We start from the raw sequence: 15,731 nt of genomic DNA on the forward strand, positions 1-15,731 counted from the left end.
GACCGGGGCGCTCGGGCTCGTCCGTCCCCACAGGTACAGGGGCGGGACGGCGGCGACAGCCAGCGCCGACCATCTGAGTCCGTGGCCGACGGAGAGGGAGAGTGCGAGGAGCAGGGCCGCCGCGGCGGCACCCAGCAGGACCGTCTCGGTCGGGAACGTCCGGTCGGGGAGGCGCAGGGTGTCGGGGCGCAGGGTGGCCAGCGCGATCGCGGTGACCAGGACGCCGACCGGGATGTTGATGTAGATGCGGCGGGGCGGTCACGGGCTGCCGTGACCGCCCCGCCGGACACGATCACATCGGCAACGCGGGATCAGTCATCAAGTCAGCAGCTCCTTGACAACTGCAATCACAGCCACCCCAGCGTCTCCGGCCACTGCCGCCACCCCTGCGATCCTCTTCAGGAGCGAGTTGAAGCGCTCCTCAGAAGGGCTCGAGTCGATCTCATGGACAGCGGCATCGATTTCCGCTCGATCGCTATCACCCAGGTACTGCTTCAGCTCTGCGAGCTCCACCCGGAGGTCATCGATTGTGAGCTGTTTCGACTCCGAGCCTGCGCCGCGCGTTCCTCCCGCCGTGATATCTCCGGTGCGGGTTACCGCCTTGCCGACGTTGCCGTCACCGCGTTGCTCGATGCGGTCGCCCATCACCGCCCCCGAACGTTGCCGGTGCGCGTTTCCGCCTTGCCGATGTTGCCGTCACCGTACTGCTGAATGAGGTCACCTTGTACCGCGTGCTGGACGTTGAAGGTCATCTGCGCCAAGTCAGGCTGGCTGATCGCTTCGGTGACTTTGAGGACAAGCGCCTTGATTTCACTCGCCTTCGTGCTCCACACCGCATCTCGTTGCGTGCCTGCGGTGTTGAGGACCAAGCCGTATACCGGCGGTATGCCGATGGTCGACGTAAGGCGCCAGATGGACACTGCCAGCACGACGAGCACGATTAGCACCCCGACCGCTTTGGATCCGAGCGCCACGATTACGCCGAAGACCAGGCCGAGCAGGACGCGCTTGATGAATCTTCTCCAAGCGGCACCTTTGTCGACTTCCAGCGCGCGTTGCCCGACATGGCTGATGTTGCGCAGCGGATATGCCTCGTCGTCAATCCACAGCACCCCCTGCCCGACTCGTACCTGAACCGCGGCGTGTTCGATCCCCACGGTGCGCCCCCTGACTCGTAGCCACTTTCGACGATGCCCAGCATAGGCAGCCAGCAAATCAATCAGTCGAGATTTCCCACAATTTTCCATGATCTCAAAATCTGAACCTTTTCGGTCTCCTCGTTCGAAGGTTTCGACATGACCTTGATTGCGGCACCGACGTCGCTATACGGCATAGATATCCCATTTTTGATTAATTTGTCCGTTGCAAGCGAGAGCTGCCGGCACATGGCGCGATTACCGCGTCGCCGTTCGCTGCGGCGGGTAGAACGACCCGACTACCCCCGTTCGGGGGTGGCGCAGGTCACGTGGATGGCGAACGATCCTGGTGACCGGGTGTCCGTGCGGCTACGAGGAGAGACCATGCCCGCAGTCGAGTTCCGCGCGGCGCGCGACTTCCTGCTCGCGCATCGCGACGACTACGCGACCGCGTACGAGAAGTTCCGCTGGCCGGTGCTGACCGGTTTCAACTGGGCGCTGGACTGGTTCGACAAGATCGCCGAGGGCAACGACTCGCCCGCGCTGTGGATCGTCGAGGAGGACGGCTCGGAGGCGAAGTACTCGTTCCTGCAGCTGTCGCGGCGGTCCAACCAGGTCGCGAATCTGCTGCGCCGGGCGGGCGTGCGGCGCGGCGACCGGGTGATCCTGATGCTCGGCAACCAGGTCGAGCTGTGGGAGACCGTGCTGGCGACGATGAAGATCGGCGCCATCATGATCCCGTGCACGCCGCTGCTCGGTACCGCGGATCTGCAGGACCGGGTGAACCGGGGCAAGGCGCGCCATGTGGTCGTCACGTCGGCCGATACCGGGAAGTTCGACGGGGTCGAGGGCGACTACACGAAGATCGCCGTGGGCGAGCCCGTGGAGGGGTGGGTCCACTACGGGGACGCCTATGAGGAGGGTGAGGCGTTCACCCCGTACGGGCTGACCATGTCGCGGGACACGCTGCTGCTCTACTTCACGTCCGGGACGACGGCGCAGCCGAAGCTGGTCGAGCACACGCACGCGTCCTACCCGGCCGGGCATCTGTCCACGATGTACTGGATCGGGCTGCGGCCCGGGGACGTCCATCTGAACATCTCGTCGCCGGGATGGGCGAAGCACGCGTGGAGCAACATCTTCGCGCCGTGGGACGCCGAGGCGTGCGTGTTCATCTTCAACTACACGCGCTTCGACCCCGACCGGCTCCTCGACACGCTGGAGCGGTGCGGCGTGAGCAGCTTCTGCGCGCCGCCGACCGTGTGGCGGATGCTGATCCAGGCCGATCTCGGCCGGCTCGCCACCCCGCCGCGCGAGGTCGTCGCGGCCGGTGAGCCGCTGAACCCCGAGGTCATCGAGCGGGTCAAGGACGCCTGGGGCCGGACGATCCGGGACGGCTTCGGGCAGACCGAGACGACCGCCCAGATCGCCAACACGCCCGGCCAGCCGGTCAAACCGGGGTCGATGGGACGTCCGCTGCCCGGCTACGAGGTCGCGCTGATCGACCCGCTGACCGGGGAGGCGGGGACCGAGGGCGAGATCTGCCTCGAACTGGAGGACCGCCCGCTCGGGCTGATGACCGGGTACCACGGCGACGAGGCGCGCACGGACGAGGCGATGGCCGGCGGCTTCTACCACACCGGCGACATCGGCTCCCGCGACGAAGACGGATACATCACCTATGTCGGACGCGCCGACGACGTGTTCAAGGCATCCGACTACAAGATCTCGCCGTTCGAGCTGGAGAGCGTGCTGATCGAGCACGAGGCGGTCGCCGAGGCCGCCGTCGTGCCGTCGCCGGACCCGGTCCGGGCGGCCGTCCCGAAGGCGTACGTGACGCTGGCGAACGGCTGGGAGCCGACCGCCGAGACCGCGAAGGCGATCTTCGCGCACAGCCGGGAGCAGCTGTCCCCGTACAAGCGGATCCGGCTGCTGGAGTTCGCCGAGCTGCCGAAGACGATCTCCGGCAAGATCCGCCGGGTCGAGCTGCGGACCAGCGAGATCGACAAGCACCCCGGCGCGGGCGACCGCCCGGACGGCGAGTTCCGCGAGGAGGACCTGCGATGACGCTCTCCTACGCATCCGGCATATCGAGCACTCCGCTGCTCGGTGACACCATCGGGGCGAACCTCGACAAGACGGTCGCCGCCTACTCCGAACGCGATGCGCTCGTCGACAGGACGTCCGGCCAGCGCTGGACGTACGAGCAGTTCGCCGACGACGTGGAAGCGGTCGCGCTTGGCCTGCGCGACCTCGGCGTCGTGAAAGGCGACCGCGTCGGGATCTGGGCGCCGAACTGTGCTGAGTGGATGCTCGTCCAGTACGCGACGGCGAAACTGGGCGCGATCCTGGTCAACATCAACCCCGCCTACCGGGTGCATGAGCTTGAGTTCGTCCTCAACCAGGCGGGCATCCGGACGCTGGTGTCGGCGTCCACGTTCAAGACGTCCGACTACGCGGCGATGGTGTACGAGGTCAGGCCGAAGTGCGCCGCCCTACGCGACGTCATCCTCATCGGCACGCCCGACTGGGACGCCCTCATGGAGGCGGGGCGAACCGCCGATCCGGCCGTCCTGAACGACATCGCCCGGACGCTCACCGCCGATGACCCCATCAACATCCAGTACACGTCCGGAACGACGGGCTTCCCCAAGGGCGCGACGCTCTCGCACCACAACATCCTGAACAACGGCTACTTCGTCGGCGAGCTGTGCGGCTACGACGAAGAAGACCGCGTGTGCGTGCCCGTGCCCTTCTATCACTGCTTCGGCATGGTCATGGGCAATCTCGCGGCGACCAGCCACGGCGCGTGCGTCGTCATCCCGGCGCCGGCGTTCGACCCGAAGGCGACCCTCGAAGCGGTCGCGGCCGAGCGCTGCACGTCGCTGTACGGCGTGCCGACGATGTTCATCGCCGTCCTGAACGAGCCCTCGGTGGACGGCCTCGACCTCTCCACGCTCCGCACCGGGATCATGGCGGGGTCGCCGTGCCCGGTCGAGGTGATGAAGCAGGTCATCGACCGGCTCGGGATGAGCGAGGTCGCGATCTGCTACGGCATGACGGAAACGTCCCCCGTGTCGACGCAGACCCGGGCGGGCGACTCGCTCGACCGGCGCGTGTCCACGGTCGGCACCGTCCTGCCGCACCTGGAGATCAAGATCCGCGACCCGGAGACCGGGGTGACCGTCCCGCGCGGCACGCCCGGCGAGTTCTGCACGCGCGGCTACTCGGTGATGCTCGGCTACTGGGAGGAACCGGACAAGACGGCCGAGGCCATCGACGCGGCCCGCTGGATGCACACCGGCGACCTCGCCGTGATGGACGGCGACGGCTACGTCAACATCACCGGCCGCATCAAGGACATGGTGATCCGCGGCGGCGAGAACATCTATCCGCGCGAGATCGAGGAGTTCCTCTACACCCACCCCGACATCGTGGACGCGCAGGTCGTCGGCGTCCCCGACGAGAAGTACGGCGAGGAGCTGATGGCGTGGGTGCGGCTCCGCGAGGGCGTGCCGGGCCTGACCGCCGGGGAGCTGCGCGCGTTCTGCGAGGGCAAGCTCGCCCACTACAAGATCCCGCGCTACGTGCACGTCGTGGACGAGTTCCCCATGACGGTCACCGGGAAGATCCGCAAGGTGCAGATGCGCGCGGAGGCCATCGACATCCTGGGCCTGGACGACGCCGCCACCACCAGGCACGCGTGAGTTTCTGAGCGTGTGACCTTTCGTGGGCGGGCCGGCGCAAGGCATGCTCGGAGCATGGGCGATGACTCGGGAGCCGTCCGGGCCGGGGTGCTGACGCTGCAGCGCACGACCGGGCTGCCCATGGTGTTCGGCGGCGCGCTCAGCGGCCACGACAGGCTGCTCATCACCGAGCTCGTCGGGAACACGACCGACTCGCTGAGCGGCCTGGTCGTGCGGCAGGGCAACGGGCTCGGCGGCAAGGCGATGGCCATGGGACGCCCCGCCTGGGTCAGCAACTACCCGTGCGCGGCGACGATCAGCCACGACTACGACAAGCCGGTCGGACGCGAGGGGCTGCTGTCGATCGTCGCCGTCCCGATCGTCGTGCGCCGCCGCGTCCGGGGCGTCATCTACGGCGCGCTTCGGGAGCCGCTGGGTCTCGCCGACCGGGTCGTGGGCGCGGCCGTCCAGGTGGCCCGCGACGTCGAACAGGACCTCGCCGTCCGGGACCGCGCGGACGACGCCCTCGCGCAACTGCCGCCCGACACGTCGCCCGACACGTCGGCCGCGCGCTGGGAGGAGGTGCGGGCCGTCCACGCCGAGTTGCGGGCGCTGGCCGAGGAGGTGCACGACCTGCCGACCCGCGACCGGCTCCGCCGGGCGTCGCTGCGCCTCGCCGCCGCCGGGCTGGACGAGTCGGGCGCCTCGCCGCGCCCGGTGCTGTCGCCGCGCGAGCTGGACGTCCTGTCGTATGTGGCGATCGGCTGCACGAACGCGGAGGCCGCCGGACACCTCGGCCTGCTGCCGGAGACGGTGAAGAGCTACCTGCGCTCCGCGATGCGCAAGCTCGACAGCCACACCCGCCTGGAGGCCGTGACCGCCGCCCGCCGCGCCGGTCTCCTGCCCTGACGCGCGCGCCGCGCGCAAGGCCGGGTGGAGACCGCGGGGCCGCGCGGTGTTCCTGCGGCCGGGGTGCGTCGATCGGGCCCGGCGACGGGGTCAGCGCCGTGCCGTGGACGTCGTCCAGTGCAGATCGGCCCCCGTGGCGCACTGCCTGGAACGGAACGCTCACCACACGCCGGCTGCGCCGGGCCGTGATCGCTCGGCCGTCCCGCCTGTCCCGGCGGGGACGTCCGGCCCCCGGTTGCACAGAGAACCGTAACACCTCGGCGAACACGTTTGTTCGCAGTAAACGGATTTCCTCGGGAAACCCGAACTCGTTGGTAGCTTGTGCGGGTGGAGTCCGACGGCCATCCCCCGCTGCCGCGCGGCCGCCATCACCTGACCCGCGCGCAGGTGTCGGCGTCCCAGCGCGCACGGCTGCTGCGGGGCATGACGCAGGCGGTCGGCGAGAAGGGGTACGCCCGGACGTCCGTCGCGGACGTGCTGAAGCGGGCGCACGTGTCGCGGGAGACGTTCTACGAGCATTTCGCCGACAAGCAGGCGTGCTTCCTCGCGGCGTACGAGGAGGCGGCGACCCGGATCATGGGCGTCGTCAACGACGCGCTGGCGGTGCGCGGCGAGCCGGTGATGCAGCGGCTGGAGCGGGCGCTGCACGCGTACCTGCGGGAGCTGGCGGCGGACACCGGGGCCGCCCGCACGTTCCTGCTGGAGATCTACGCGGCGGGTCCGGCCGCGGCGGCGCTGCGGTACCGGATGCAGCGTGGCTTCATGGAGATCATCGACGCGCTGCTGACGGAGGACGAGCGGTTCCGCGCGCTCCCCGACCCCGATTTCGCGTGCCGGATGCTGGTCGGCGGCGTCGCGTCGCTCGTCACCGGCAAGGTCGCGCTGGGCGAGATCGCCACGCTGCCGAAGCTGTGCGCGCCGATCCTGGCGCATGTGAGTGCGCTGCTCGAACGTTAGAAGAACGTCCGGACGTAGTCGACGACCCGGGGGCGGCGGGCGTCGGCATCGTCCACGACCGGGATCATCGTCCACTTGTCGAGCGCGGTGCAGGGATGGGAGAGGCCGAGCCTGACCACGTCGCCTTCCTCGGCGGACGAGTCGCGGAGGTAGGCGTGCTGGTCGTTGAGCGCGGTGATGCGGGCGCCGTCCAGTGGGCCCTTGCCTCGGACCAATTGCGGCTCCGGTAGGCCCTCGTCGAACGGAACATCGCGTTTGCCTACGTCCAGGAGCGCGAGCGCGGGTTCTGGACGGGAAACGACGCGTCCCCAGGCGTGCATGGCCGAACGCAGCGGAGAGCCGACGCCGCGCGAGAACGGTGAGATGTCCCTGTAGAAGCCGTCGTCGTGGATGATGTACGCGCCCGAACGGAGCACGACCTTCCCGCCGAGGCCGCCGAGCACGTGCGCGACCTGGTCGAAGAACGCGCTGCCGCCGGCGGTCACCATGGGTTCGTCCACTTCGTACTTCAGCCCCCGGTACAGGTTCGCGAGCCTGCGCAGGTAGGCGTCCACGGAGACGCGGCCAGGCTCGGACGCGTCGTGCGCGAGGGCGCCCTCGTACCCGCCGATCCCGACGAGCCGGAGCTTCAGGGCCTTCCGGACGGCGGCGGCGACCTCCCGCGCATCGCCGTCGTCCCGGACGCCCGTGCGCCCGTGCGGCCCGCCCAGCTCGACGCACACGTCCACCGGGCGCTGGCTCCGCACCAGCCGCAGCGCCTCGTCCATCAGCTCCACGGAACGCACCGAGTCGACCCAGGAGACGAACTCGAAGTCCAGGTTGTCGTCCAGCTCCCCGGCCAGCCACGCGAGGCCGGGCGGGTCGAGCAGCGTGCTCGCGTACACGACGCGCCGCACCCCGAACGCGCGGGCGACCCGGAGCTGCGGCAGGTTCGCGACCGTGATCCCCCACGCTCCGGCGTCCAGCTGCCGCCGCCACAGCGCCGGGGCCATCGTCGTCTTCCCGTGCGGGGCGAGGAGCAGGCCGGCCTCGTCCGCCCAGTCCGCCATCGCCCGGACGTTGTGGTCGAGCGCACCGGCGTCGAGGGTCAGCAGCGGCGTCCCGAAACCGTCCAGCGGCAGCCGGGCCTCGCGCGCCGCGTCGACCGTCATCCCCTGCGCGGACGCGGGAATCGCCTTGAACCGCCAGTCGAGCACCTCGTCGCCGAGCGCGTCCAACGCCTGGGCGTCCATTCACAACCTCCTGTACGAGCCGGCGCGGTCGATGCGGCCCCTGGCCACCAGTTCCAGTGTGATGAGAACCGCGACGGACTCAATGGCCAGCAGCCCGATGAGGACGAGGAGCTGCACCGCGCCCGCCTCGACCGGGTCGGCGCCGCCGAGCAGGACGCCGACGAACGCGCCCGGCAGCGTGACCAGCCCGACCGTGCGGGTCTGGTCGAGGACGGGGAACAGCGCGAGCGCGGCCGACGACCGGCACACCTCCAGCGCCGCGTCCCTGGGCAGCAGGCCGAGCGCGAGGCCGCCCTCGTACTCGCCGCGCCGCGCCGTCAGCTCGTCCAGCGCGCGGCGCCCGGTGAGCCCGGTCGCCGACATGGCGCCGCCGATGAAGATCCCCGCGATCGGCAGCACCGACACCGTCCGGGCCGGGACCAGGGCGGACGCCAGCAGCAGCCCCAGCACCGGGGCGACTCCGGCGACGATCGGCAGCGCCGTCCACCACCCGGACCCGCGCAGCGACCCGGTGATGCGGCGCCCCGCCGTCACGACCGCGATCACGACCATGCCCGCGATGAACGCGGCCGTCAGGCCCGCGCTCCGCAGCACCGCCGCGATCAGCAGCGACACGACGGTGAGCTGCACGGCGGCCCGCACCGAGACGACGAGCATGTCCCGTCCAAGGCCCAGCCCGCCGAGCCGCGCGAGCACCGCGGCGACCACCGCGAGCGAGCCCAGCACGAGGGCCAGCAGCGGCCCGACCTGGGGCGCCGCGCTCACCCGCCGCCCAAAAGGCCCGATTGTGATCCCATAGCGCTCTCCTACCCGGTTAAAACCTCGATAGCGTGGGACTTGTGGAGGTTGAGGAGTCAGGTGGGACATCCCGCCGCAAAGCGCTCTGGCTGCTCGGTGCGGCCGCCGGGATCACCGCGCTCGGCGCGGACGCCGCCCGTCCCTCGGGCGGTTCCTCCGCCGTGGCCTCGCCGGCGGCGACGCCCCGCGCGAGACCGGTGATCCATCCGACGCCGACTCCGACGCCCACCCCGACACCGCGCGCCGCGTCGTGGACGCCCGGCAAGCTCATCGCCCTGGACAAGCCCGTCCGCGAACTCTCGGAACTGGCCCCGCCGGCGCCGCCGAACTCGATCGCCCTCACCATCGACGACGGCCCGAACCCGACGTGGACGCCGAAGATGCTCGACCTGCTGGCCGAGCACGACGTCCACGCGACGTTCTTCATCATCGGTGAGCAGGTGAAGGAGTTCCCGAAGCTCACCCGCCGCATCGCCGACGCCGGCCACCAGATCTGCAACCACACCGAGACGCACCCCATCTCCATCGCGCACATGTCGAAGAAGAAGGTCCGCAAGGAGATCGTCGAGGCGCACGACCGGATCGCGGACGTCACCGGCGTCGTCCCGCAGTTCTTCCGCTCCCCCGGCGGCGCGTGGTCGAAGACCGTCCTGGAACTCGTCGCCGAGCACGACATGCTGCCCATCGACTGGGCCGTCGACCCCCGCGACTGGGCCCGCCCCGGCGTGGGCCACATCCGCCGCGCCATGCTGAAGGGCAAGGAGAACAACATCATCCTCTGCCACGACGGCGGCGGCGACCGCTCCCAGACCCTCAAGGCCCTGAAAACGGTCATCCCCAAGCTGCAGAAGCGCGGCCTGACCTTCGTCGCTCTCTGACTGATGAGCAGGCTCCGCGGTCGACCGCGGAGCCTGCTCGTCAGTGATCTACGGGGTCGGCATCAGGTTCTTCGGGACGGTGCTCGCGTACGGCTGAGGCGGCGCTTCGCTGTGGGAGATGCGGGGGAGCCAGCTCAGCCAGCGGGGCAGGTACCAGTTCCGCTGGCCCAGGAGGGTCATGACGGCCGGCAGGAGGACGACCCGGACGATCGTCGCGTCGATCAGGACCGCCACCGCCAAGCCGACGCCGAGCTGCTTGAAGTCCTGCATGGAGAGCGTGCCGAAGATGCCGAACGTCGCGATCATGATGACGGCGGCGCTGGTGACGACGCCGGCCGTGGCGCGGATGCCCTCGCTCACGGCGCGGGTGGTGTCGAGGCCGCGGTCGTAGGCCTCGCGAATCCGGGAGACCACGAACACGTGGTAGTCCATCGACAAGCCGAAGAGGACGACGAAGACGAACAGCGGGATCCAGGATTCGAGCGCGCCGGCGCCCTTCGTCCCCACCAGGGAGTCGCCCCAGCCGTGCTGGAAGACCGCGACCATCACCCCATAGGCGGCGCCGACCGAGAGCAGGTTGAGGACGATGGCGCTGACCGCGATCAGGAGTGAGCGGAAGAAGATCAGCATCAGCAGGAACGTGATGCCCATGACGAACAGGAAGATGGGCGCGATACTCGACCTCAGCTGGTCGTTGTAGTCGACGGACCAGGCGAGCTGGCCGGTCACCGGCGCCTCGCCGACCTTGCCGACGGTCTGCGGGACGACCTGCTCGCGCAGGGTCTCCAGCGCGTGCTTCGAGGTCGCGTCCGAGCCGGTTCCGGCGAGGGGCACTTCGATTTCCGCGACGTTCGCCCGGGTGTGCACGGTCACGTCGATCGGCTCGTTCATCTCGCCCGACGCGACGGCCCGCCGTTCGAGATCCGAGATGGCGCCCTTGACCTGCGGTGCGTTGATGTCGCGGGCCTTCAGCACGACCACCGCGGGCTCGGGATTGCCGGGGAACGCCTCGTTCAGGCGGGTGTAGGTCTGCGCGATCTCCTCGCCAGGCGGGATCTGCTGGTCGATGCTGAGCTTCTCGGTCTTCATGCCGAGCGCGGGCGCGGCCAGTGCCAGCAGGAGGCCGGCGGACAGCAGCGCGGCGATGCCGGGACGAGCCAGGACGGGCTTGAGCAGGGTTCCGACCAGTCCGGCGCGCCCCTCGCGGTGCCGGGGCAGGCGGACGCGGCCGAAGTCGACCTTGTCGCCGAGCAGGGACAGCAGCGCGGGCAGGACGGTCACCGAGCCGAGCATCGCGATGCAGACGACGAGGATCGTCGCGATCGCGAAGCCCTTGAAGAGGAGGAGACCGGACAGGAACATCCCGGACATCGCGACCATCACGGTGATGCCGGAGACCAGGACGGAGCGGCCCGAGGTGGCGGCGGCGATCGCCAGGGCGGTCTCGCGGTCGCGGCCCTTGCGGCGCTCCTCGCGCTCGCGCTGCAGGTAGAACAGGCAGTAGTCGACGCCGACGGCCAGGCCCATCAGGAGCATCACGGAGTTCGTCGTCTGGTCGACGTGCAGCGCCTGGCTGACCACCGCCAGGACGCCGCCGGCGGCGAGGAACGCGGTGAACGCCAGGACGACCGGCAGCAGCGCCGCGAGCAGCGCGCCGAACGCGACCAGCAGGATGCCCAAGGCGAGCGGCACGGCCGTCATCTCGGCACGCTTGAAGTCGCTGCCCAGGGCGTTGTCGAACCACGCGTCGGCCGTAGCGCCGCCAAACTCCCCCATCTGGACGGACGGATTAGCGCGCTCGGCATCGCTCACGGCCCGCTGGATCGCAGGCAGCGGGTCGTCCGATTCCTTCAGCGTGAACTGGACGATCACGTGGCGGCCGTCCTTGGCGACCACGTCCGGGCGCAGGTTCGTGATCTCACCTGTGGCCTGGACGTTCGCCCGGACGTCCGCCACCGCCCGCGTCATCTCCGGCGAGTTCGCAGCGGCACCCCACAGCAGCACCGTCTCCTGGTCGGGGTCGTCGACGCCGGCCTCGGCGATGATCTGCGCGGCCCGCGCCGACTGCCCGGTGCCCTGCTCGTGGTCGGCCATCGTGACCTGGCCGGCCGCGCCGCCGAGCACCGTGGCCAGGACGACGAACAGCAGCCAGCCGAGGATGGCCGTCATGCGGTGCCGCGCGCTCCAGCCCCCGAGCGTCGCGGCGAGATTCCGTTTCATTGGGGTCCCCTGGTGTAGTCGTCTGCGGGGTGACACCCAATGACGCTAGGAAGCGCGCACCCGGGCCGACATGGCCCTAAACGGCGTCCCGGGGTGCACGTAAGTACACCCCCGGTTCGGGTTGCGGGCACACTGTGTTCTTGGGGGTGCGCCAGAAGACTGGACTCCAGACAGCGGGAGAACCACGGAGGATCCAGTGAGCGGTGGATTGGTGAAAGAGAAGGCAAGGGCGCGGCGGCACGCCGTCGCCGCATGGCGCGGGCTCGCGTTCATGTTCCTGGCCGTCCCGGCGACGCTCGTGGGCCTGTGGTTCATCACGGTCATCTCGATGATCACGAGTTTCGTCGGGGTGCTGCTGTTCCCGTCCGCGACGATGCTGCTGCGCACCCAGCTCGACGCCTACCGCGAGCGCATCAACAAGTGGACGGACGTCGAGATCCAGCGGCCGTACCTGCCCGAGCCCGAGGAGGAGCCGGGCCTGCACGGCTACTTCAAGCGGTTCATCGCGCTGATCTCCGACCCGGCGACCTGGCGCGACTACCTGTGGGTGGTGGTCGACCCCTTCGTGGCGATCTTCACGGCCGCGCTGCCCGGCCTGCTCATCCTGTACGGGCTGTGGGGGTACGTCCTCGCCGCGTTCGCCGGCGACCTGATCGGCCACTACGGCGGCAGCGACTGGTACACCTACGTCCACGTCACCGAGGGGTACGGCCGCGACACGGGACGCGTCGTGTCGACCCTGGTCGTCGCCACGGCCTTCGTCGCCATCGGGTACGCGATCGCGCCGAAGATGCTGAACGTGTACGGGCGCTGGGGCCGGACGATCCTCGGGCCGACGCAGAAGTCGCAGCTCGCGCTGCGCGTCCAGCGCCTCACCGAGACCCGGTCGGAGGCCGTGGACGCGTCCGCCGCCGAGCTGCGCCGCATCGAGCGCGACCTGCACGACGGCGCGCAGGCCCGGCTCGTCGCGATGGGCATGACGCTCGGCGCGATCGAGCACCTGCTCGACAAGGACCCGGAGAAGGCGCGGCTGCTGCTCGCCGAGACCCGCGCGTCGTCGGCGCGGGCGCTGCACGAGCTGCGCGACCTGGTCCGCGGCATCCACCCGCCGGTGCTCGCCGACCGCGGGCTCGGCGACGCGGTGAAGGCGCTCGCGCTCGACAACCCGATGCGCGTCGAGGTGACCGCCGACGTGCCCGGACGGGCCGAGCCGCCGGTCGAGTCCGCCGCCTACTTCGCGGTGTCGGAGATCCTCACCAACGCGGCCAAGCACTCCGGGGCGTCCCGCGTGTGGATCGACATGGGGTACGAGAACGGCATGCTGCGCGTCACGGTCACCGACGACGGGCGCGGCGGCGCCACCCTCGACGGGGGGACGGGGCTGCGCGGCATCGAGCGCAGGATCGGTACATTCGACGGCGTCCTCGCCCTCAGCTCGCCGGTGGGCGGCCCGACGATGGTGACCCTGGAGCTGCCGTGCGCGTTGTCCTCGCCGAAGACCTCGCCCTCCTGAGAGAGGGCCTGGTCAGCCTCCTGGAGTCGCACGACTTCGAGATCGCGGCGGCCGTCGACAACGGCCCCTCGCTGCTGAAGGCACTGCTCGACCACCGCCCGGACGTGGCGGTGGTCGACGTGCGCCTGCCGCCGTCCTTCACCGACGAGGGCCTGCAGGCGGCACTTGAGGCCCGCCGCCAGGTCCCCGGCATGCCGGTTCTCGTGCTGTCGCAGTACGTGGAGCAGCTCTACGCCCGGGAACTGCTCGCGGACGGCACCGGAGCCGTCGGCTACCTGCTGAAGGACCGGGTATTCGACGCGGGCCAGTTCGTGGACGCGGTCCGGCGGGTCGCGGCGGGCGGCACCGCGATGGACCCCGAGGTCATCTCCCGGCTCGTCGCCGGCAACACCCGCGACACCCCGCTGAGCAGGCTCACCCCGCGCGAGACCGAGGTCCTGGAGCTGATGGCGCAGGGACGGTCCAACGCGGCGATCGCCGAGCGGCTGGTCGTCACCGAGCGGGCCGTCACCAAGCACACCGCCAACATCTTCACCAAGCTCGACCTGCCGGTGACCGGCGACGACAACCGCCGCGTCCTCGCCGTCCTCGCCTACCTGAACGGCCAGCTGTAGCCGCGCCGTTCATGGAGCCGTACCGGGTGGCATAGTTTGCTCCGCGAGACGGCCCCGGGAGGGCGCGATGACGGTGGTTCTGGTCCTGCTGTGCCTGGCGATCGCCGGCCGGGAGCTGTACCTGGCGTTCGAGCGCCGGCGCTCCCCGGGCGCGCCGGAGATCGCCGACATCCGCACCCAGCTCCGCGCGCTCAAGGGCACCCGGGACGAGCTGGAGGGCTTCCGCGCGTCCCAGCGGGAGCGGCTCGACCGGCTCGCCGACGAGCAGCGGCGCGACCGGGAGGCGATCGGCGCCGCCGACGCGCGGATCCGGTCGCTGATCACGCAGATCAACGACCGGCTGCTGCCGGACGTCGGCGGCCGGCTCAAGCAGCAGCGGGAGGCCGCCGGTGAGCAGCGCGAGGCCCTCGACCGGCTGGCCGCCGAGGTCGCCGTGCTCCGCGCGCACCTGCTCGGGCGGCTGGACCAGGCCGTCGCGGCGTCCCTCGGGGCCGAGCCCGCCGAGTTGGTCGCCGGGTTCTTGGCCGCCGCCCCGGCCGCCGCGCGGCCCGCGCTGGCCGGGCCCTACGAGCGGCTCGCCCAGCACCACGGGATGTGTGTCGAGCTGACCGAACGGGACCGGTACTACCTGTCCGGACGCAGCCCGCGCGCCCTGGAGCGCGACTTCGTCGAGCTGGTCGGCGCGCTGCGCGCGGACTGCCGGGAGACCACCGGCAAGGCCCGGAACCTGCTGGGCGCGCTGCGCGACATCGAAAGGGGCGGCGCGCAGATCGGGCCGCTCCTCATCGTCCGGACGCCGGAGTCGCTGGTGTGCGGGGTGCTGCCGCTCGCCGAGCTGCGCCGGCCGGCGAGCCTGCTGGACGATCCGGCCGCCGCGGCGCAACGCCTGCACCGGCTTCCAGAAAGCCGGTTCTGCGACGTGTCGGGCTGGCCCGCCGTCAGCGCGTAGGGGACGTCCAGGTGAAGGCGGGTGCGCGGCGTTCCAGGAACGCGGCGATGCCCTCTTCGACCTCGCCGCTCGCGGCGACCTCCGCCTGCCAGCGGGCGGTGCTCTGCTCGACCGGGCCGGCGGCGGCGATGGCGTCCACGATGTCCTTGGTCGCCTGCTGGGTGAGCAGGGAGCGGGACGCGAGGGTCTCGGTGAACGCGGCGACCCGGTCGCGCAGGCCGCCCGCCGGGACGACCTCGTCCAGCAGGCCGATCCGGAGGGCGTGGCCCGCGTCGACCAGGTCCGCGGAGAACAGCAGGTACTTCGCGGCGGACGGCCCGACGAGCCGGACGAGGCGGGTCGTCGCGGCGGCCGGGTAGACGATGCCGAGCTTCGCCGGGGTGATCCCGAACCGGGCGTCCGCGGCGGCGAAGCGCAGGTCGCAGGCCGCCGCGAGCTGGCAGCCGCCGCCCACGCAGTACCCCTCGATCGCGGCGAGCGTCGGCTTCGGGAACGCGGCGAGCGCCCGCTCGGCGACCGTCGACAGGTGCGAGTCGTCGTCGCGGTGGATGTCGCCCAGCTCGGCGATGTCGGCGCCCGCGCAGAAGTTGCCGCCCGCGCCCGTCAGCACCACGACCCGCACGGCCGGATCCTTCGCCAGGGCGTCCAGGATGCCGGGCAGCGCCCGCCACATGTCCGCCGACATGGCGTTCCGCTTGGCCGGCCGGTCGATGGTGATCGTCCCGACGCCCTCGGCGACCTCGTAACAAAGCCCGGCGGCCCTGCTCATCCTGGGGTCCTCCTTCTGCTCGGCGACGCGGCTCATGCTACGGAGCGCGTTTCCCGAGGCCGTTCCCGGG

General features: G+C 70.6%; 14 protein-coding genes. 8 read left to right on the forward strand and 6 right to left on the reverse strand.

All coding sequences use genetic code 11. The features are described from left to right. Nucleotides 1-318 precede the first annotated feature (318 nt). Together HUX53_RS15035 and HUX53_RS15040 are read right to left on the reverse strand one after the other, a co-directional pair. Nucleotides 319-645 (reverse strand): hypothetical protein, encoded by a 327-nt coding sequence (locus HUX53_RS15035; RefSeq protein ID WP_176403807.1) that lies wholly within the window; start codon nt 643-645, stop codon nt 319-321. Continuing rightward, nucleotides 645-1,157: a DUF6232 family protein gene (locus HUX53_RS15040; RefSeq protein ID WP_217919451.1), complete on the reverse strand. Its 513-nt coding sequence runs from the start codon at nt 1,155-1,157 to the stop codon at nt 645-647. Before HUX53_RS15040 ends, HUX53_RS15035 begins: the two co-directional genes overlap by 1 nt. Nucleotides 1,158-1,520: 363 nt before the next feature. Here HUX53_RS15040 and HUX53_RS15045 point away from each other — a divergent pair, with 363 nt between their 5' ends. From HUX53_RS15045 to HUX53_RS15060, 4 genes are all read left to right on the forward strand, one after another. Next, nucleotides 1,521-3,203: an AMP-binding protein gene (locus HUX53_RS15045; protein WP_176403808.1), complete on the forward strand. Its 1,683-nt coding sequence runs from the start codon at nt 1,521-1,523 to the stop codon at nt 3,201-3,203. After that, entirely contained in the window at nt 3,200-4,843 is a 1,644-nt protein-coding gene (locus tag HUX53_RS15050) for an AMP-binding protein (protein ID WP_176403809.1), read from the forward strand. Before HUX53_RS15045 ends, HUX53_RS15050 begins: the two co-directional genes overlap by 4 nt. A 54-nt stretch (nt 4,844-4,897) precedes the next feature. Then, nucleotides 4,898-5,731, forward strand: a complete 834-nt coding sequence (locus tag HUX53_RS15055; RefSeq protein WP_176403810.1) for a LuxR C-terminal-related transcriptional regulator — start codon at nt 4,898-4,900, stop codon at nt 5,729-5,731. A 327-nt stretch (nt 5,732-6,058) separates the two neighbouring features. Further along, nucleotides 6,059-6,688, forward strand: a complete 630-nt coding sequence (locus HUX53_RS15060; RefSeq protein WP_176403811.1) for a TetR/AcrR family transcriptional regulator — start codon at nt 6,059-6,061, stop codon at nt 6,686-6,688. Here the strand turns inward: HUX53_RS15060 and HUX53_RS15065 are convergent. After that, nucleotides 6,685-7,920 (reverse strand): alanine racemase, encoded by a 1,236-nt coding sequence (locus tag HUX53_RS15065; protein WP_176403812.1) that lies wholly within the window; start codon nt 7,918-7,920, stop codon nt 6,685-6,687. The genes HUX53_RS15060 and HUX53_RS15065 overlap by 4 nt on opposite strands. Further along, complete coding sequence (locus HUX53_RS15070) at nt 7,921-8,685, reverse strand: ABC transporter permease (RefSeq protein WP_309237233.1); 765 nt, start codon at nt 8,683-8,685, stop codon at nt 7,921-7,923. It abuts the gene before it with no gap. Between the two features lie 74 nt (nt 8,686-8,759). Here HUX53_RS15070 and HUX53_RS15075 point away from each other — a divergent pair, with 74 nt between their 5' ends. Further along, nucleotides 8,760-9,596 (forward strand): polysaccharide deacetylase family protein, encoded by an 837-nt coding sequence (locus tag HUX53_RS15075; protein WP_176403814.1) that lies wholly within the window; start codon nt 8,760-8,762, stop codon nt 9,594-9,596. Nucleotides 9,597-9,644: 48 nt separating this feature from the next. Here the strand turns inward: HUX53_RS15075 and HUX53_RS15080 are convergent, their stop codons facing one another. Next, a complete protein-coding gene (locus HUX53_RS15080; RefSeq protein WP_176403815.1) occupies nt 9,645-11,816 on the reverse strand; it encodes an MMPL family transporter in 2,172 nt (723 codons plus the stop codon). Nucleotides 11,817-12,012: 196 nt separating this feature from the next. On the opposite strand from HUX53_RS15080, the gene HUX53_RS15085 reads away from it, so the two are divergent. The 3 genes from HUX53_RS15085 (at nt 12,013) to HUX53_RS15095 (ending at nt 14,892) form a co-directional block, all read left to right on the forward strand. Further along, a complete protein-coding gene (locus HUX53_RS15085) occupies nt 12,013-13,329 on the forward strand; it encodes a sensor histidine kinase (protein WP_309237234.1) in 1,317 nt (438 codons plus the stop codon). After that, nucleotides 13,293-13,943 carry a response regulator transcription factor gene (locus HUX53_RS15090; RefSeq protein WP_176403816.1) on the forward strand — a complete coding sequence of 217 codons (651 nt, stop codon included), beginning with the start codon at nt 13,293-13,295 and terminating at the stop codon, nt 13,941-13,943. The genes HUX53_RS15085 and HUX53_RS15090 overlap by 37 nt, the downstream gene beginning before the upstream one ends. A 67-nt stretch (nt 13,944-14,010) precedes the next feature. Beyond that, nucleotides 14,011-14,892 carry a hypothetical protein gene (locus tag HUX53_RS15095; RefSeq protein WP_176403817.1) on the forward strand — a complete coding sequence of 294 codons (882 nt, stop codon included), beginning with the start codon at nt 14,011-14,013 and terminating at the stop codon, nt 14,890-14,892. Here HUX53_RS15095 and HUX53_RS15100 read toward each other — a convergent pair. After that, nucleotides 14,882-15,697, reverse strand: a complete 816-nt coding sequence (locus tag HUX53_RS15100) for an enoyl-CoA hydratase-related protein (protein ID WP_309237235.1) — start codon at nt 15,695-15,697, stop codon at nt 14,882-14,884. The two genes, HUX53_RS15095 and HUX53_RS15100, sit on opposite strands and share 11 nt — an antisense overlap. Nucleotides 15,698-15,731 lie beyond the last annotated feature (34 nt).

The sequence above is a fragment of the Actinomadura sp. BRA 177 genome, from assembly GCF_013372625.1.
GTDB lineage: Bacteria > Actinomycetota > Actinomycetes > Streptosporangiales > Streptosporangiaceae > Spirillospora.

Coding starts and splice junctions, on each gene's coding strand:
- HUX53_RS15045 (WP_176403808.1), top strand. CDS start 1,521: ATGCCCGCAGTCGAGTTCCGCGCGGCGCGCGACTTCCTGCTCGCGCAT.
- HUX53_RS15035 (WP_176403807.1), bottom strand. CDS start 645: ATGGGCGACCGCATCGAGCAACGCGGTGACGGCAACGTCGGCAAGGCG.
- HUX53_RS15050 (WP_176403809.1), top strand. CDS start 3,200: ATGACGCTCTCCTACGCATCCGGCATATCGAGCACTCCGCTGCTCGGT.
- HUX53_RS15100 (WP_309237235.1), bottom strand. CDS start 15,697: ATGAGCCGCGTCGCCGAGCAGAAGGAGGACCCCAGGATGAGCAGGGCC.
- HUX53_RS15095 (WP_176403817.1), top strand. CDS start 14,011: ATGACGGTGGTTCTGGTCCTGCTGTGCCTGGCGATCGCCGGCCGGGAG.
- HUX53_RS15065 (WP_176403812.1), bottom strand. CDS start 7,920: ATGGACGCCCAGGCGTTGGACGCGCTCGGCGACGAGGTGCTCGACTGG.
- HUX53_RS15055 (WP_176403810.1), top strand. CDS start 4,898: ATGGGCGATGACTCGGGAGCCGTCCGGGCCGGGGTGCTGACGCTGCAG.
- HUX53_RS15080 (WP_176403815.1), bottom strand. CDS start 11,816: ATGAAACGGAATCTCGCCGCGACGCTCGGGGGCTGGAGCGCGCGGCAC.